This is a genomic window from Streptomyces spinosisporus (assembly GCF_022698145.1).
Taxonomy (GTDB): Bacteria; Actinomycetota; Actinomycetes; order Streptomycetales; family Streptomycetaceae; genus Streptomyces; species Streptomyces spinosisporus.
In genome coordinates this window covers 443502-460833 of sequence record NZ_JALDAX010000004.1, presented here as the reverse complement: position 1 = coordinate 460833, position 17332 = coordinate 443502, and the positions used below count along the sequence as shown (strand labels likewise).

The following is a 17332-nucleotide window of genomic DNA, read 5'->3' as shown; positions in this document are numbered from 1 at the left end:
ATCATGCTCCTTGGACATGGGACGAGGTCTCTGCGGCCGGGCTCGAAGGAACGCTTCCTTCGGTGGCCGAATCGGCGGCGGAGGGCCCGCCCTTGCGTGCGCGCCAGGAGTTGCGCAGCATTTCGTGCCATCGCGGGCGCTTGCGCGGCGGAACATGGTCCACGCCGCCCAGCGACCACGGATTGCATCGAAGGATGCGCCAGGCCGTGAGCGCCGTGCCCTTGATCGCGCCGTGCCGGTCGATGGCCGTATAGCCGTAGTGGGAACACGACGGGTAGTACTTGCACACCGGCCCGAGGAGTGGACTGATCGTCCACTGGTACAGCTTGATCAGAGCCAGCAGCGGGTACTTCATCGCGCGCCCCCTCCCAGCAGCCGCTCGATGGCGGCATCCAGGTCTTGGGCCAGTTGTGCATGGTCGGCGTCACCCGCACCGGGTAGCGCTCGTACGACTACCAGGCTACCGGGGGGCAACAGGGCCACTCGGTCCCGCATCAGATGACGCAACCTGCGCTTGACCTTGTTGCGTACGACCGCGCCTCCCACGGCTTTGCTCACGACGAAACCCGCACGCGTCGGGGAAGCGCTCTCCCCAGGCGCGTGCGGGTCCGTGGCACCGCTACGAAGGTGGACGACGAGGGTCGGGCGACCTGCCCGACGCCCGCGTCGTACCGCGGTCGCGAAGTCCTCGCGCCGCCTCAGCCGGTTCTCGGTGGGCAGCACGACGGCATGACCTGACCGGGATCAGGCGGACAGGCTGGCGCGGCCCTTGGCGCGACGGTTCGCGAGAATCGCGCGACCGGCACGCGTGCGCATCCGCAGGCGGAAGCCGTGGGTCTTGGCACGACGACGGTTGTTCGGCTGGAAGGTGCGCTTGCTCACTCGGGGGCTCCAGAAGTCAAATCGGTGGTTGCGAATGCCGTGCTGGCTGTCACCGTGCGCCCACGAGTAGCTCGCAGTTACGCCCGAGTGCACCGCTTCCCGATCACCTGACGCGATCTGTGCCCTTCGGAGGCAGGCGGCAGCAGCCATCGACAACTCGACCTGGTTACGGTACGCGGGGCTACGCCATCCGGTCAAACCAGTGGTCACTGAGAGACACTATCCACAGGCTGGGGACAACAACTTGAACCGCACCCGTCGCCCTGACTACCGTGGCTGAACTCCGATTCGTTCCCCTCTACCTGCTCCACCCCATTTGAATCCCGACTCGTCCCAGAACCACACGTTCGTGGGACCCCCGTGAGAGAGCGTGCCCTGTGGCTGACGTACCTGCCGATCTTGCCGCAGTGTGGCCACGAGTACTCGAGCAACTTCTCGGTGAGGGTCGCGGGCAGGGAGTGGAGACGAAGGACGAGCACTGGATCCGCCGCTGCCAGCCGCTCGCGCTGGTCGCCGACACCGCACTGCTCGCCGTTCCGAACGAATTCGCCAAGGGCGTCCTGGAGGGCCGGCTCGCCCCGATCGTCAGCGAGACGCTGAGCCGCGAGTGCGGCCGCCCGATCCGCATCGCGATCACCGTCGACGACTCCGCGGGCGAGCCCGCCGGCCCGCCCGCGCCCCCGGCCCGCTCCCAGCAGCGCTACGAGGAGCCCGAGCTCCCCTCCGGTCAGTACGAGGGCTACGGCCGCCACCGCGGCGACGACCACCGGCCCGGCCGCTCCGAGCAGCTCCCCGGCGCCCCCGGCGACCAGCTTCCCCACCCCCGCCCCGAGCAGCTGCCGCATCCCCGCACGGACCAGCTCCCCACCGCGCGCCCGGCCTACCCGTCCGAATACCAGCGCCCCGAGCCCGGCTCCTGGCCGCGCCCCTCACAGGACGAGTACAGCTGGCAGCAGCAGCGCCTCGGCTTCCCCGAGCGGGATCCGTACGCCTCGCCGTCCCAGGACTCGTACGGGCAGTCCGGACAGGACTCGTACGGATCACAGACCCAGGACACGTACGCCCCGTCCTCCCAGGACTACCGGCCGCAGCCGATGGAGCGTCCCTCCTACGACGGTCAGCGCTCCGAGTACGAGCAGCAGCGCTCCGACTACGACCAGTCGCGCCAGGACTACGACCAGCGTGACGCCCGCCGGGAGCTGCCCGAGCAGGCGACCGGCTCCGGGCACGTCCACCGGGGCGGCCCCGTCGGCCCCAACCTGCCCGCCTCCGGCGCCCCCGGCCCGCTGGCCGCACAGCCCGCGCCGGCACCCGGCCCCGGTGAACCCACCGCGCGCCTGAACCCGAAGTACCTCTTCGACACGTTCGTCATCGGCGCCTCCAACCGCTTCGCGCACGCGGCCGCGGTCGCCGTCGCCGAGGCACCCGCGAAGGCCTACAACCCCCTGTTCATCTACGGGGAGTCGGGGCTCGGCAAGACGCACCTGCTGCACGCCATCGGGCACTACGCCCGCAGCCTCTACCCGGGCACGCGCGTGCGGTACGTGAGCTCCGAGGAGTTCACCAACGAGTTCATCAACTCCATCCGCGACGGCAAGGGCGACAGCTTCCGCAAGCGCTACCGCGAGATGGACATCCTGCTCGTCGACGACATCCAGTTCCTGGCGGACAAGGAGTCGACGCAGGAGGAGTTCTTCCACACCTTCAACACGCTCCACAACGCGAACAAGCAGATCGTGCTCTCCAGCGACCGGCCGCCCAAGCAGCTGGTGACGCTGGAGGACCGGCTGCGCAACCGCTTCGAGTGGGGTCTGATCACCGACGTCCAGCCGCCCGAGCTGGAGACGCGTATCGCGATCCTGCGCAAGAAGGCGGTGCAGGAACAGCTCAACGCCCCACCGGAGGTGCTGGAGTTCATCGCCTCCCGCATCTCGCGCAACATCCGGGAGCTGGAGGGCGCGCTGATCCGGGTGACCGCCTTCGCCTCCCTCAACCGGCAGCCGGTCGACCTGGGCCTGACGGAGATCGTCCTCAAGGACCTGATCCCCGGCGGGGAGGACTCGGCCCCCGAGATCACCTCCACGGCCATCATGAGCGCGACCGCCGACTACTTCGGGCTCACGGTCGAGGACCTGTGCGGAACCTCGCGCGGCCGCGCCCTGGTGACGGCCCGCCAGATCGCCATGTACCTCTGCCGGGAGCTGACGGACCTCTCCCTGCCGAAGATCGGCGCGCTGTTCGGCGGCCGCGACCACACCACGGTGATGCACGCGGACCGCAAGATCCGCAATCTGATGGCCGAGCGGCGCTCCATCTACAACCAGGTGACGGAGCTGACGAACCGCATCAAGAACGGCTGACGACGGCACAGGTCCGTCCAGGACACGTCCACAGGGCGCCCCCGGAGGAGATCCGGTGGGCGCCCTTCGTCGTGTCGCCGCGGGCCGCTGTTCGATTACCTGCCGGGTTACGGTCTCTCTCCACAGATTGCGGCACTTTTTTCCTTCCACATCCTGGGGACCGCGAAGTTGTCCAGATCACGATCCACAGGACACCTGTTCAGTACCCGTCGCGCCAGGTCAGGTGGCTGTGGATTCGTGGACGAAGGATCTCCACAGACTGTGGACAGCGAAGTGATCCACAGGCTGTGCGCAAAGTTGTCCACGGACAACCCACAGGCTGGGCCCGGTTGTCCCCAGCGATCGGCCGCTTCTCCACAGCGCTGTCCACTGTTCGGCAACACGACGCGCCTGATCACCGTGTCGAGTGAAAGGCGTCACACGAAGCTGCCGGGGCGGGCTGTGGGAAAGCCGGTCAAAGCTGGGGACGAGGCTGGGGAGAAGTCGCCTCAGGCTGTGCACGGGGTGTGCAGAACTTTCTGTTCTCCACAGAACCCCGGAGTTGTCCACTGCCTCCGCCCACAGGGCCGGTGGACAAAATCTCGGCCCTGAGCTGGGCAAACGAGGTTATCCACGGTTTCCACAGCCCCTACTACTACTCCCAACCAGAGAGAGGGAGAAAGTCGCTTCGAAGAGGGTCCTGTGCACAACTCGCCGTCCGGTGCCCGGCTGTCCCTCGTCACGACTTGACCCCGAGAGGCACCTACTGTCAGTGCGGTGCGTCAGACTGTTCCCCGGTGTCCTTCCCTTCACAGGGACCGACGACACCGAGACAGACGACGGAGCCAGGCAGGGCGAGAAGCGCCGGCAACAGCAGGAGGCGGCAACAGTGAAGATCCGGGTGGAACGCGACGTACTCGCGGAGGCAGTGGCCTGGGCGGCGCGCAGCCTCCCGGCCCGTCCGCCGGCGCCTGTCCTCGCCGGCCTTCTGCTGAAGGCCGAGGACGGCGCCCTGAGCCTGTCCAGCTTCGACTACGAGGTCTCCGCGCGCGTGTCCGTGGAGGCGGAGGTCGAGGAGGAGGGCACCGTCCTCGTCTCCGGCCGGCTGCTCGCCGACATCTGCCGCGCTCTTCCCAACCGCCCGGTGGAGATTTCCACAGACGGTGTACGGGCGACCGTGGTCTGCGGCTCCTCGCGCTTCACACTCCACACCCTGCCTGTGGAGGAGTACCCGGCACTGCCGCAGATGCCGAACGCCACGGGCACCGTCCCCGGTGAGGTCTTCGCCTCCGCCGCCTCCCAGGTGGCCATCGCCGCCGGCCGTGACGACACGCTGCCCGTCCTGACCGGTGTGCGCATCGAGATCGAGGGCGACACCGTCACGCTGGCCTCCACCGACCGCTACCGCTTCGCGGTCCGCGAGTTCCTGTGGAAGCCGGAGAACCCGGAGGCCTCCGCGGTCGCCCTGGTGCCCGCCAAGACGCTCCTGGACACTGCCAAGGCGCTGACCAGCGGCGACAGCGTGATCCTGGCGCTGTCCGGCTCGGGTGCGGGCGAGGGCCTGATCGGCTTCGAGGGCGCCGGACGACGTACGACGACCCGCCTGCTGGAGGGCGACCTCCCGAAGTACCGCACGCTGTTCCCGACGGAGTTCAACTCGGTCGCCGTGATCGAGACCGCCCCCTTCGTGGAGGCCGTCAAGCGCGTGGCCCTGGTCGCCGAGCGCAACACCCCGGTGCGCCTCAGCTTCGAGCAGGGTGTGCTCATCCTGGAGGCCGGCTCCAGCGACGACGCACAGGCTGTGGAAAGGGTGGACGCCCAGCTGGAGGGCGACGACATCTCCATCGCCTTCAACCCGACCTTCCTGCTGGACGGCCTGAGCGCGATCGACTCCCCGGTGGCCCAGCTGTCGTTCACGACCTCCACGAAGCCCGCGCTGCTGAGCGGCAAGCCTGCTCTGGACGCGGAGGCGGACGAGGCCTACAAGTACCTGATCATGCCAGTGCGGCTCAGCGGCTGACCGTTGTCCACAGTGACCCCCGGCCTTGTGGGTATCCGCAGGTCGGGCTGGGTCGGGGGTCACGTTTGAGCGTGTATGCCCACAGCTGTGCGCGGACGTCCGGGTCTAGGCTCGGACGTAGGTACGAACGTGCCCCACACGCCACACAGCAACCTAAGGAACAACTGATGGAGCTCGGTCTCGTCGGCCTCGGCAAGATGGGCGGCAACATGCGCGAGCGGATACGCCGCGCAGGCCACACCGTCATCGGATACGACCGCAACCCGGACCTTGCCGATGTCCACAGCCTCGCCGACCTTGTGGGCAAGCTCAGCGGCCCGCGCGTGGTCTGGGTGATGGTTCCGGCCGGAGCCCCCACCCAGTCCACCGTCGACGAGCTGGCCGAGCTCCTCGAGCCCGGCGACGTCGTCGTGGACGGCGGCAACTCCCGCTGGACGGACGACGAGAAGCACGCCGAGGAGTTGGCGGCCAAGGGCATCGGATTCGTCGACTGCGGCGTCTCCGGGGGCGTCTGGGGCCTGGAGAACGGTTATGCGCTGATGTACGGCGGCGACGCGGAGAACGTCGCCAAGGTGCAGCCGGTGTTCGACGCCCTCAAGCCCGAGGGGACGTTCGGCGCGGTGCACGCGGGCAAGGTCGGCGCGGGCCACTTCGCGAAGATGGTCCACAACGGCATCGAGTACGCGATGATGCAGGCCTACGCCGAGGGCTGGGAGCTGCTGGAGAAGGTCGACTCGGTCACGGACGTGCGCGAGGTCTTCCGGTCCTGGCAGGAGGGCACCGTCATCCGCTCCTGGCTGCTGGACCTCGCGGTGAACGCCCTCGACGAGGACGAGCACCTCGACAGGCTGAAGGGTTTTGCACAGGACTCCGGTGAGGGACGCTGGACTGTGGAAGCCGCCATCGACAACGCCGTGCCGCTGCCGGCGATCACGGCCTCGCTCTTCGCGCGGTTCTCCTCCCGCCAGGAGGACTCGCCGCAGATGAAGATGATCGCCGCGCTGCGCAACCAGTTCGGCGGCCACGCGGTCGAGAAGAAGTAGTCCATCCACAACGCTGGGGGAGGTCGGCGAACGACCATGCACGTCACGCATCTGTCGCTGGCCGACTTCCGCTCGTACGCCCGGGTCGAGGTCCCGCTCGACCCGGGCGTGACCGCCTTCGTCGGGCCCAACGGCCAGGGCAAGACGAACCTCGTCGAGGCCGTCGGCTATCTCGCCACCCTCGGCAGCCACCGGGTCGCCTCCGACGCGCCCCTGGTCCGCATGGGCGCCGACCGCGCGGTCATCCGCGCCCAGGTCCGGCAGGGCGAACGGCAGCAGCTGGTCGAGCTGGAGCTGAACCCCGGCAAGGCCAACCGGGCCCGTATCAACAGATCCTCGCAGGTCAGGCCCCGCGACGTGCTGGGCATCGTACGAACCGTGCTGTTCGCGCCCGAGGACCTCGCCCTGGTCAAGGGCGACCCCGGCGAACGCCGCCGCTTCCTCGACGAGCTGATCTCCGCCCGCTCCCCGCGCATGGCCGGCGTGCGCTCCGACTACGAGCGGGTCCTCAAGCAGCGCAACACGCTGCTGAAGTCGGCCGCGCTGGCCCGCCGCCACGGCGGCCGCTCCATGGACCTGTCCACGCTCGACGTCTGGGACCAGCATCTGGCGCGCGTCGGCGCGGAGTTGCTCGCCCAGCGCCTCGACCTGATCGCCGCGATCCAGCCGCTGGCCGACAAGGCGTACGAGCAACTGGCCCCGGGCGGCGGCCCGGTGGCCCTGGAGTACAAGCCGTCCGCCCCCGGTGAGGCGCACACGCGCGAGGACCTCCACGAGCAGCTGATGGCCGCGCTCGCCGAGGCGCGCAAGCAGGAGATCGAGCGGGGCGTCACCCTCGTGGGCCCCCACCGGGACGATCTGCTGCTCAAAATCGGCCAGTTGCCCGCCAAGGGGTACGCCTCCCACGGCGAGTCCTGGTCCTACGCCCTGGCGCTGCGCCTGGCCTCCTACGACCTGCTGCGGGCCGAGGGCAACGAACCGGTGCTCGTCCTCGACGACGTCTTCGCCGAGCTCGACACCCGCCGCCGTGAGCGCCTGGCGGAGCTGGTCGCGCCCGGGGAGCAGGTGCTGGTGACGGCCGCGGTCGACGACGACGTACCGCACGTACTGACCGGGACGCGGTTCGCCGTGTCGGACGGGACGGTGGAGCGCGTATGACGAACGAAGAGCCGGTCCCCGGCAAGACCCCCGAGCCGTCCGGCGTCGACCTCGCGCGCGTGGCGCTCAGGGCGGCCAAGGAACAGGCACGCGCGCGTGGGGACGTGGCACAGCAGAAGAAGCAGGCGCGGCGCGGGGGCCTGCGCTCCGGCGCGCGCGCCGACGGACGCGACCCCATGGCGCTCGGCGCTGCGATCAACCGGCTCATCACCGAGCGCGGTTGGGAGACCCCCGCTGCGGTGGGCGGGGTGATGGGCCGCTGGCCGCAGATCGTCGGTGAGGACGTGGCCAAGCACTGCGTGCCGGAGAAGTACGACGAGGACGAGCGGGTGCTCGTCGTGCGCTGCGACTCCACGGCCTGGGCGACGAATCTGCGCCTGCTCGCCCCCACGCTCGTCGCCCGTCTCAACGAGGATCTCGGGCACGGTGCCGTGCGGGTGATCAAGGTGAACGGCCCCGGCGGACCCGCCCGTCGCTACGGTCCCCTGCGTGCCCCGGGCAGCACGGGACCCGGCGACACGTATGGGTGACAGACCTCACATTCACCGGCCGTCGGCGCTCTCCTTCAGGCACCGGCGGCCGCTTCGTTGCAGCCCTGCGTGCGGGTGCGAACGCCCACCTGACTCCCAAGTAGCCAAGGGTTGACAGCCGGAAGCGCTGAGTGCCGCTGTGAGCCTCTTGGAGCCCCGTTCCGTATATGGGGACCCGGAAGACGCCGGTTCAGGGCGGCACATGCGGACTCAGGTACCGGCAAACCCCCATCACTGTCGGCGCTACCGGTAGACTGGAGGCTAATCCCGCCCCAGTCGTGGGGACCGTCCGGGAAAAGCTGAGCAACGCCGAACAGGGCTTACCAACGCAACATGCCGCAGCCGCTCCGGCAACCCTCCGGAGGGGGGACCCCAGAGCCTGGCTCGTGCTGTGCCAGAAAGGGCGCTTCGTGGCCGATTCCGGCAACCCCAACGAGAACATCCCGTCCACCGACGCCGGCGAGAACGGCGCGGTGACTTCGTCGAACGGCGAGGTCACCGCCTCGTACGACGCCAGCGCCATCACCGTCCTCGAAGGCCTGGACGCGGTCCGCAAGCGCCCCGGCATGTACATCGGCTCCACCGGTGAGCGAGGACTGCACCACCTCGTGTACGAGGTCGTCGACAACTCCGTCGACGAGGCGCTCGCCGGGCACGCGGACACCATCGACGTGACGATCCTCGCCGACGGCGGCGTGCGCGTCGTCGACAACGGCCGCGGCATCCCCGTGGGCATCGTCGCCTCCGAGGGCAAGCCGGCCCTGGAGGTCGTGCTCACCGTGCTGCACGCGGGCGGCAAGTTCGGCGGCGGCGGCTACGCGGTCTCCGGCGGTCTGCACGGCGTGGGTGTCTCCGTCGTCAACGCGCTGTCGGCGAAGGTCGCCGTCGAGGTCAAGACCGACGGCCACCGCTGGACGCAGGACTACAAGATGGGCGTCCCCACGGCGCCGCTCGCTCAGCACGAGGCCACCGACGTGACCGGCACGGCGGTCACCTTCTGGGCCGACCCGGACATCTTCGAGACCACCGAGTACTCCTTCGAGACGCTCTCGCGGCGCTTCCAGGAGATGGCGTTCCTCAACAAGGGTTTGACGATCAAACTCACCGACGAGCGCGAGTCGGCGAAGGCCACCACCGGTGCGGACGAGGCGGGTGCGGACGAGAAGGACGAGGTCAAGACCGTCACGTACCACTACGAGGGCGGCATCGTCGACTTCGTGAAGTACCTCAACTCCCGCAAGGGGGACGTGGTCCACAACACCGTCATCGATCTCGAAGCCGAGGACAAGGACAAGAGCCTGTCCCTCGAGGTCGCGATGCAGTGGAACAGCGGTTACAGCGAGGGCGTGTACTCCTTCGCCAACATCATCCACACGCACGAGGGCGGCACCCACGAGGAGGGCTTCCGCGCGGCCCTCACGAGCCTGATCAACAAGTACGCGCGCGACAAGAAGCTGCTGCGCGAGAAGGACGACAACCTCACCGGTGACGACATCCGCGAGGGTCTGACCGCGATCATCTCGGTCAAGCTGAGCGAGCCGCAGTTCGAGGGCCAGACCAAGACCAAGCTGGGCAACACGGAGGCCAAGACCTTCGTCCAGAAGGCGGTCTACGAGCACCTGAACGACTGGCTGGACCGCAACCCGGTCGAGGCCGCGGACATCGTCCGCAAGGGCATCCAGGCGGCCACCGCGCGCGTGGCGGCCCGCAAGGCCCGCGACCTGACCCGGCGCAAGGGCCTGCTGGAGACGGCGTCGCTGCCCGGCAAGCTCTCGGACTGCCAGTCCAACGACCCCACCAAGTGCGAGATCTTCATCGTCGAGGGTGACTCCGCCGGCGGCTCGGCCAAGTCCGGCCGCAACCCGCAGTACCAGGCGATCCTCCCGATCCGCGGCAAGATCCTGAACGTGGAGAAGGCCCGGATCGACAAGATCCTGCAGAACCAGGAGATCCAGGCGCTGATCTCCGCCTTCGGCACGGGCGTGCACGAGGACTTCGACATCGAGAAGCTCCGCTATCACAAGATCATCCTGATGGCGGACGCCGACGTCGACGGCCAGCACATCAGCACCCTGCTGCTGACCTTCCTGTTCCGCTTCATGCGCCCGCTGGTCGAGGCGGGTCACGTGTTCCTGTCGCGTCCCCCGCTCTACAAGCTCAAGTGGGGCCGGGACGAGGTGGAGTACGCCTATTCCGACCGCGAGCGCGACGCCCTGGTCGAGCTCGGCCGCCAGCGCGGCAAGCGCATCAAGGAAGACACGATCCAGCGCTTCAAGGGTCTCGGCGAGATGAACGCCGAGGAACTGCGCGTGACGACCATGGACCAGGAGCACCGCGTCCTCGGCCAGGTCACCCTCGACGACGCCGCCCAGGCCGACGACCTCTTCTCGGTCCTGATGGGCGAGGACGTCGAGGCCCGCCGCCAGTTCATCCAGCGCAACGCCAAGGACGTCCGCTTCCTCGACATCTGAGTCGGTCTCAGCTGACCGCACCAGGAAGGACCTTCACCAGCAATGGCCGACGAGAACACTCCTGCCACCCCTGACGAGGGCGGCGTCATCGCCCAGCGTCTCGAGCCCGTCGGGCTCGAGACGGAGATGCAGCGCTCGTACCTCGACTACGCGATGTCCGTCATCGTCTCGCGTGCGCTGCCCGACGTCCGTGACGGCCTCAAGCCCGTCCACCGCCGCGTGCTGTACGCCATGTACGACGGCGGTTACCGCCCCGAGCGCGGCTTCTACAAGTGCGCCCGTGTGGTCGGCGACGTCATGGGCAGCTACCACCCGCACGGCGACTCCTCGATCTACGACGCGCTGGTCCGCCTCGCGCAGCCGTGGTCGATGCGGATGCCGCTGGTGGACTCCAACGGCAACTTCGGCTCTCCGGGCAACGACCCGGCGGCGGCCATGCGCTACACCGAGTGCAAGATGGCGCCGCTGTCGATGGAGATGGTCCGTGACATCGACGAGGAAACCGTCGACTTCATGGACAACTACGACGGCCGCTCCCAGGAGCCGACCGTCCTGCCCGCCCGCTTCCCGAACCTGCTGATCAACGGTTCGGCGGGCATCGCGGTCGGCATGGCGACCAACATCCCGCCGCACAACCTGCGCGAGGTCGCGGCCGGCGCCCAGTGGTACCTGGAGAACCCGGACGCCTCGCACGAGGACCTCCTTGATGCGCTCATGGAGCGCATCAAGGGCCCCGACTTCCCGACCGGCGCGCTGGTCGTGGGCCGCAAGGGCATCGAGGAGGCGTACCGCACCGGCCGCGGCTCCATCACCATGCGCGCGGTCGTCGAGGTCGAGGAGATCCAGAACCGCCAGTGCCTGGTGGTCACGGAGCTGCCGTACCAGGTGAATCCGGACAACCTCGCGCAAAAGATCGCCGACCTGGTGAAGGACGGCAAGATCGGCGGCATCGCGGACGTCCGCGACGAGACGTCCTCGCGCACCGGCCAGCGTCTGGTCATCGTGCTCAAGCGCGACGCGGTCGCCAAGGTCGTGCTGAACAACCTCTACAAGCACACCGACCTGCAGACGAACTTCGGCGCCAACATGCTGGCGCTGGTCGACGGCGTCCCGCGCACCCTCTCCCTCGACGCGTTCATCCGCCACTGGGTGGCGCACCAGATCGAGGTCATCGTCCGCCGTACGCGCTTCCGGCTGCGCAAGGCGGAGGAGCGGGCGCACATCCTGCGCGGTCTGCTGAAGGCCCTGGACGCCATCGACGAGGTCATCGCGCTGATCCGGCGCAGTGAGACCGTCGAGATCGCGCGCGGGGGCCTGATGGACCTCCTGGAGATCGACGAGATCCAGGCGAACGCCATCCTCGAGATGCAGCTGCGCCGACTGGCCGCCCTGGAGCGCCAGAAGATCGTCCAGGAGCACGACGAACTCCAGGCGAAGATCACCGAGTACAACGAGATCCTGTCCTCCGAGGTCCGCCAGCGCGGCATCGTGAGCGAGGAACTCGCCGCGATCGTCGAGAAGTACGGCGACGACCGCAAGACGATGCTGGTGCCCTTCGACGGCGACATGTCCATCGAGGACCTCATCGCCGAGGAGGACATCGTCGTCACCGTCACCCGCGGCGGCTACGTCAAGCGCACCAAGACGGACGACTACCGCGCGCAGAAGCGCGGCGGCAAGGGCGTGCGCGGCACGAAGCTGAAGGAAGACGACATCGTCGACCACTTCTTCGTCTCCACCACGCACCACTGGCTGCTGTTCTTCACCAACAAGGGCCGCGTCTACCGCGCGAAGGCCTACGAGCTGCCGGACGCCGGCCGGGACGCGCGCGGGCAGCACGTAGCCAACCTGCTGGCCTTCCAGCCGGACGAGTCGATCGCCGAGATCCTCGCGATCCGCGACTACGAGGCGGCGCCGTACCTGGTCCTGGCCACCAAGGGCGGTCTGGTCAAGAAGACGTCTTTGAAGGATTACGATTCGCCGCGCTCCGGTGGTGTCATCGCGATCAACCTGCGGGAGACGGCGGACGGTTCTGATGACGAACTGATCGGAGCCGAGCTGGTTTCGGCCGATGACGATCTGCTTCTGATCAGCAAGAAGGCTCAGTCGATCAGGTTCACCGCCACCGACGAGAGCCTGCGCCCCATGGGCAGGGCCACCTCGGGTGTCAAGGGCATGAGTTTCCGCGAGGGCGACGAACTCCTGTCGATGAATGTTGTTCGACCCGGTACGTTCGTGTTCACTGCCACAGACGGCGGGTACGCGAAGCGGACCGCCGTCGACGAGTACCGCGTCCAGGGTCGCGGCGGCCTCGGCATCAAGGCCGCCAAGATCGTGGAGGACCGCGGGTCGCTCGTCGGCGCGCTGGTGGTCGAGGAGGCCGACGAGATCCTCGCCATCACGCTGTCGGGCGGTGTGATTCGTACGCGAGTCAGCGAGGTCAGGGAGACGGGCCGTGACACCATGGGCGTCCAACTGATCAACCTGGGCAAGCGCGATGCCGTGGTCGGTATCGCACGTAACGCCGAGGCGGGACGCGAGGCGGAGGAGGTCGACGGCGTCGATGCCGTGGACGAGACCGCCGAGGGTGCCGCGACGACCGGCACGGACGAGGGTGAGGCGCCCTCGGCCGAGTAGCACGAGGAGTGAGTCATCGTGAGCGGAGCCACGGGCGCCGGATCGGCCGGTACCTCCAGTACGGAGACGGACGGCGGTGGCCGTGGCTCCGCCGCGCGTGCGGCGGAGCCGCACACGACCCAACTGCGCAAGATCGACGCCGGCGCGGGAGAGACGCCCTCGCACGACACTCATGGATCCCAGGGGGGAACTGTGACGGACACCCGAGGCCCGCAGACCCAGCAGCAGGCTGGCGCGGGCCCGGCCGCGCCGGGCGCTCAGCCCCATCCCGCGCCGCCGCAGCCGGTCTCACCGCTCCCCGGGGAGCGCCAGCAGCAACAGCCCGCCGGGCCCTACCACCCGCCGCAGGCCTACCAGAACCAGGCCCAGGCGCCGACCGGTGGCGTACGGCGGCCCCGCACGGGCGCGCGCACCACGCCCCGCATCCGCAAGGCACGGCTGCGCGTGGCCAAGGCCGATCCCTGGTCGGTCATGAAGGTGAGCTTCCTGCTCTCCATCGCGCTGGGCATCTGCACGATCGTCGCGTCCGCCGTGCTGTGGATGGTGATGGACGCGATGGGCGTCTTCTCGACGGTCGGCGGCACGATCTCCGAGGCCACCGGCTCCAACGAGTCGAACGGCTTCGACCTGCAGTCCTTCCTCTCGCTCCCGCACGTCCTGATGTTCGCGTCGATCATCGCGGTCATCGACGTCGTCCTCGCCACGGCTCTCGCGACCCTCGGCGCCTTCATCTACAACCTGTCCGCGGGCTTCGTCGGCGGTGTCGAGCTCACGCTCGCCGAGGACGAGTGAGCCGCCACGACTATCGATTTTGGGACTGCCCTTGTCGTGCGCTAATCTTCAGGGGTCAGCGCGCGGGACACACACCGCAGAGCGCGGCGGGGCTATAGCTCAGTTGGTTAGAGCGCATCCCTGATAAGGATGAGGCCACAGGTTCAAATCCTGTTAGCCCCACATACACGAAGACCCTCAGCCAGTCATGGTTGGGGGTCTTTGACATCCAGGGGGGATGGTGGGGGTTTTGGCGATGTTGCGGCGCGGCAGACAGGCGTTCCACGCGTTCGGATTCGGCCTGGCCGCCGTCGCGATGACGGCCGGCTGCTCATCGAACGGCGACGGCTCGGCAGACAGGCCCAACGGGATCGAGGGGCAGTCGGTGGACCGTATCCTCGCCCGCGTGGACAAGGCGCTGGACGCGGCGTCGGTGCATACGGTGCAGGTGGCGGACGGCCACCGGGTCAGCGACGTCCGTGCGCAGCATGGCGGCGACGACTGCAAGGGTCTGCTCACCGGTGACCAGGGTTTCGCCTGGCGCTTCACCACCCTCGGCGGACGGACCTGGATCACCCCTCAGCAGCGCAGTCCGAAGTTGACCGACCGCACAGGCGCCCCTGTGGAACCGGGGTGGTATCTGCCGGTCGAGGCCGACTCGCCGGGATTCGCCGGAACGTTGGCGCAGCACACCGGCGCAGCCTGCCATCTGCGCTTCTCCGTCCTGAAGCAGCAGCACTTCAAGGTCACAAAGGGAGCCGAGACCCGAGTGAAGGGGCGGCCGGTGCTGGCGGTGAAGGCCGAGCAGGGTGGTCTGGAGAGCACCATCTATGTCGCCACCACCCGTGAGCCGGTGCCGCTGCGGAGCGTAGGCCATGACGGGAAGCACTCCTTCGTCACGACGTGGGAGGAGTACGGCGCCGGTCCGGGGATCGCCGAGCCTGCGAAGTCGAAGATCCTGCCGCCTTTGTCCTGAGCCCGACTGTCGATCCGCGTCGATCAGCGTCGATCACGTACGAAGACCCCCGACCGGATCCGGTCGGGGGTCTTCGTGTGGCGGGTCTGGTACGCAATACGCAAGTTCGCCGTTGGGTCGGGGTGCGGGCGGGGCCCTCAGAGCTGGAGGGGAGTGGCCTGCTTGGGGACGGAGACGAAGGCGTCCGTCGGTACGTCCGGTTCCACGATCGTGGGTGCGCACTCGTCCGTGTCCGCCGAGGGCCGCAGCCGGCAGCTGGGGGACTTCCCGTGGGCCTCGGCGCTGATGCGCTGTTTCATCGTGGGGGGCAGGGCCGCGGCGAAGGTCCAGGACCACTGTGGCAGCGTCGGCGTCGTCACGGGGGTCGTGCTGTTGCCGGCCGGCTCGGGCTGCGGTACGGCCGCGGCGGCGGTCGTCGTGATGAGTCCGAGCGCCGTGCACAGCGCGAGGAAGGCGGTGACGATGGTGGTCCACAGCTTCGTGACCTGGTTGCGGGCCATGGCCCCTCACTTTCGGGTCGGGCGATTTGCGTACTTTCCTCATGATGTGTATAGGGGTCGCGAAGTGTTGGACCTGGCGCCGTGGCGCGTAGAAGTTCGGATGAACACCACTCGGATGGGCGCAAACAGCAAGAAAAGATAAGAAGCAGGTTGAAAATAACCGTCCGTGAGGATGTGATCACCGTCAGATCCGAGCGGTGTCCTCCGCTTCTACTGGGGTACGCCGGAGGGGAGTTGGGCGCCCATGCAGGTCACTGATCGGTATCGGTCGGTGTGTATAGTCGGGCGCCAGAGGTCCCCTACGTCAAGAAAGACGAGGTCGCGCGGTGAAGAAGCTTCTCCTGGTCGCACTGGCCGCCATCGGCGGACTCCTCGTGTACCGCCAGATCCAGGCGGATCGCGCCGAGCAGGATCTGTGGACGGAGGCGACTGACTCCGTGCCCACGGGTTCGTGAGTATCGACAACGGAATCTGAGCAGACCCCGGCCGTCCTAGCGGTCGGGGTTTTGTGTTGCCCGGATGAGGGGCTCCCGCGCGGGGCAGGATGGGCCACGGTTCGACGGTCCGGAAGAGCGTGCGGACGGAGAGTCCGGGCGACGGGAGGGGTGGCGCGTGATGGGGCGGCGTACGGCGTGGTGGCGTGCGGGGGCATGGCGCGGTCGTTCCTCTGCCGCACGCGCGCGCGTGGCGGCCGCGACAGCGGTGCTGTGCGCGGTGACCCTGCCGGCCTCCTGGTCTGCCGACGCCACCGCGGCCGCCGGAGCCCCGCACGCCGATGACTCCTCGGGCGGCACCGCCTACGCCTTCGCGGAGGGCGCACAGAAGGTCGACGGGGCAAAGGGCACCACGGACGCCCCCGGCCTGAAGATCGGTGGCACGTACCGGAGTTCCCTCGCCAAGGGCGACAAGCTCTACTACAGCCTCGACCTCGACTCCGAGTCCAACACGTACGTCTCCGTCACGGCCGTCCCGCGCGCGGGAGCCACGCTCTCCGTCCAGGACGGCATCAGGGTGTCGCTGCAGAACGGCGACAGCAACTCCTGCTCCTACGAGAGCGCGAGCTTCGGCGCCGCCAACAGCCCGCACCCCGTCACGGCCTGGGGCGCGCGGACCACCTCCCCGGCCAACCCGGTGTGCAAGGACGCCGGCACGTACTACGTCGTCGTCGAGCGCGTCGGTACGGCGAAGTCCTCGCCCGGCGCCTGGGAGCTGGAGCTCGCCGCCGTGTCCGAACCGCCGCTGAAGAAGGCCGGTTCGACCAGCCCGCCCACGTCATGGAACTCCGCCTCGCCCACCCCTGTCTCCGGGCAGGACAGGCGCCGTGCGGGCGGCGCGGGCTTCTCTCGGGCCACCGCCGTGGGACAGGGCGTCTGGCGCACCGACATCTCGCCCGGCCAGACGCTCTTCTACAAGGTCCCCGTCGACTGGGGGCGGCAGCCGTCCGCCACCGCCGAACTGGGCAGCGCGAGCGGCGGCGGGCACGGCTATGCGGTGGGCGCGCTGGACCTGGCGCTCTACAATCCCGTGCGCGTCGGCGTCGAGGACGCGAGCGTCGGCTACGACGGCCTGCAGAAGTCGGTCTCGCTCGCCCCGGTGCCGCCCGTCCAGTACGCCAATCGCTACGCCGTCACCGACCAGGTGAACGCGATGCGCTTCGCCGGCTCCTACTACCTCGTGGTGCACCTCGCCGAAGGGGTGGCCGACACGTTCGGCAACGGCCCTTTCGGGCTGAAGCTCCGGGTACGGCTCGACGGTGCGGCACAGGCGGGCCCCGGCTACTTGGGACAGTCGGTGCCGCACAACCTCTTCGAGGTCACGGCGGACGACCGTGAAGCGGCGGCGGAGGGCGGGGCCGGCAGCGGTGACGCCACGATGACGGCGGTGGCCGTGGGCGGCATCGGCGCGGGCACGGTGGTGCTCGCCGTGCTCGGCGTGTGGACGGTCACGGCCCGGCGGAGGGCAGGGGGACGGCCCGTGGCTCGTGGAGCGGCGCGTTGAGCGGTTC

General features: G+C 68.7%; 15 protein-coding genes and 1 tRNA gene. 12 read left to right on the top strand and 4 right to left on the bottom strand.

Annotated features, from left to right (window positions below; all coding sequences use genetic code 11):
• Position 1: 1 nt before the first annotated feature.
• The 3 genes from yidD to rpmH are packed head-to-tail and all read right to left on the bottom strand — an operon-like array spanning position 2 to position 882.
• Positions 2 to 355, bottom strand: coding sequence for a membrane protein insertion efficiency factor YidD (gene yidD, locus MQN93_RS13720; RefSeq protein ID WP_016437043.1), 354 nt, complete (start codon positions 353 to 355; stop codon positions 2 to 4).
• On the bottom strand, positions 352 to 723 hold the full coding sequence (rnpA, locus tag MQN93_RS13715; protein WP_078516731.1) for a ribonuclease P protein component: 372 nt from the start codon (positions 721 to 723) through the stop codon (positions 352 to 354). The genes yidD and rnpA overlap by 4 nt, the downstream gene beginning before the upstream one ends.
• Positions 724 to 744: 21 nt before the next feature.
• A complete protein-coding gene (gene rpmH, locus MQN93_RS13710; RefSeq protein WP_015659252.1) occupies positions 745 to 882 on the bottom strand; it encodes a 50S ribosomal protein L34 in 138 nt (45 codons plus the stop codon).
• A 377-nt stretch (positions 883 to 1259) separates the two neighbouring features.
• Here rpmH and dnaA point away from each other — a divergent pair, with 377 nt between their 5' ends.
• The 10 genes from dnaA (at position 1260) to MQN93_RS13660 (ending at position 14827) form a co-directional block, all read left to right on the top strand.
• Positions 1260 to 3242 carry a chromosomal replication initiator protein DnaA gene (gene dnaA / locus MQN93_RS13705; RefSeq protein WP_078516732.1) on the top strand — a complete coding sequence of 661 codons (1983 nt, stop codon included), beginning with the start codon at positions 1260 to 1262 and terminating at the stop codon, positions 3240 to 3242.
• An 868-nt stretch (positions 3243 to 4110) separates the two neighbouring features.
• Positions 4111 to 5241 (top strand): DNA polymerase III subunit beta, encoded by a 1131-nt coding sequence (gene dnaN / locus MQN93_RS13700; protein WP_016437045.1) that lies wholly within the window; start codon positions 4111 to 4113, stop codon positions 5239 to 5241.
• Positions 5242 to 5408: 167 nt separating this feature from the next.
• Positions 5409 to 6284, top strand: a complete 876-nt coding sequence (gnd, locus tag MQN93_RS13695; protein WP_242709685.1) for a phosphogluconate dehydrogenase (NAD(+)-dependent, decarboxylating) — start codon at positions 5409 to 5411, stop codon at positions 6282 to 6284.
• Between the two features lie 36 nt (positions 6285 to 6320).
• A complete protein-coding gene (recF, locus tag MQN93_RS13690) occupies positions 6321 to 7442 on the top strand; it encodes a DNA replication/repair protein RecF (RefSeq protein ID WP_242709684.1) in 1122 nt (373 codons plus the stop codon).
• The gene (locus MQN93_RS13685; RefSeq protein ID WP_016437048.1) at positions 7439 to 7972 is read left to right on the top strand and encodes a DciA family protein; all 534 of its coding nucleotides are present in this window, start codon (positions 7439 to 7441) and stop codon (positions 7970 to 7972) included. The genes recF and MQN93_RS13685 overlap by 4 nt, the downstream gene beginning before the upstream one ends.
• A gap of 386 nt (positions 7973 to 8358) precedes the next feature.
• A complete protein-coding gene (gyrB, locus tag MQN93_RS13680) occupies positions 8359 to 10443 on the top strand; it encodes a DNA topoisomerase (ATP-hydrolyzing) subunit B (protein WP_308404307.1) in 2085 nt (694 codons plus the stop codon).
• Between the two features lie 42 nt (positions 10444 to 10485).
• Positions 10486 to 13080 (top strand): DNA gyrase subunit A, encoded by a 2595-nt coding sequence (gene gyrA, locus MQN93_RS13675; RefSeq protein WP_242709683.1) that lies wholly within the window; start codon positions 10486 to 10488, stop codon positions 13078 to 13080.
• An 18-nt stretch (positions 13081 to 13098) separates the two neighbouring features.
• Positions 13099 to 13872, top strand: coding sequence for a DUF3566 domain-containing protein (locus MQN93_RS13670; protein ID WP_242709682.1), 774 nt, complete (start codon positions 13099 to 13101; stop codon positions 13870 to 13872).
• An 88-nt stretch (positions 13873 to 13960) separates the two neighbouring features.
• Positions 13961 to 14034 (top strand) — tRNA-Ile (locus tag MQN93_RS13665).
• A gap of 73 nt (positions 14035 to 14107) precedes the next feature.
• Positions 14108 to 14827 carry a hypothetical protein gene (locus tag MQN93_RS13660; RefSeq protein WP_242709681.1) on the top strand — a complete coding sequence of 240 codons (720 nt, stop codon included), beginning with the start codon at positions 14108 to 14110 and terminating at the stop codon, positions 14825 to 14827.
• Positions 14828 to 14964: 137 nt separating this feature from the next.
• Here the strand turns inward: MQN93_RS13660 and MQN93_RS13655 are convergent, their stop codons facing one another.
• Positions 14965 to 15327: a DUF6344 domain-containing protein gene (locus tag MQN93_RS13655; protein WP_016437068.1), complete on the bottom strand. Its 363-nt coding sequence runs from the start codon at positions 15325 to 15327 to the stop codon at positions 14965 to 14967.
• Positions 15328 to 15653: 326 nt separating this feature from the next.
• Here MQN93_RS13655 and MQN93_RS13650 point away from each other — a divergent pair, with 326 nt between their 5' ends.
• Together MQN93_RS13650 and MQN93_RS13645 are read left to right on the top strand one after the other, a co-directional pair.
• On the top strand, positions 15654 to 15782 hold the full coding sequence (locus MQN93_RS13650; protein WP_003999697.1) for a DLW-39 family protein: 129 nt from the start codon (positions 15654 to 15656) through the stop codon (positions 15780 to 15782).
• Between the two features lie 160 nt (positions 15783 to 15942).
• Entirely contained in the window at positions 15943 to 17325 is a 1383-nt protein-coding gene (locus MQN93_RS13645; protein WP_242709680.1) for a hypothetical protein, read from the top strand.
• Positions 17326 to 17332: the final 7 nt, after the last annotated feature.

Coding starts and splice junctions, on each gene's coding strand:
- MQN93_RS13655 (WP_016437068.1), bottom strand. CDS start 15,327: ATGGCCCGCAACCAGGTCACGAAGCTGTGGACCACCATCGTCACCGCC.
- gnd (WP_242709685.1), top strand. CDS start 5,409: ATGGAGCTCGGTCTCGTCGGCCTCGGCAAGATGGGCGGCAACATGCGC.
- MQN93_RS13660 (WP_242709681.1), top strand. CDS start 14,108: ATGTTGCGGCGCGGCAGACAGGCGTTCCACGCGTTCGGATTCGGCCTG.
- MQN93_RS13645 (WP_242709680.1), top strand. CDS start 15,943: ATGGGGCGGCGTACGGCGTGGTGGCGTGCGGGGGCATGGCGCGGTCGT.
- yidD (WP_016437043.1), bottom strand. CDS start 355: ATGAAGTACCCGCTGCTGGCTCTGATCAAGCTGTACCAGTGGACGATC.
- recF (WP_242709684.1), top strand. CDS start 6,321: ATGCACGTCACGCATCTGTCGCTGGCCGACTTCCGCTCGTACGCCCGG.
- MQN93_RS13685 (WP_016437048.1), top strand. CDS start 7,439: ATGACGAACGAAGAGCCGGTCCCCGGCAAGACCCCCGAGCCGTCCGGC.
- gyrA (WP_242709683.1), top strand. CDS start 10,486: ATGGCCGACGAGAACACTCCTGCCACCCCTGACGAGGGCGGCGTCATC.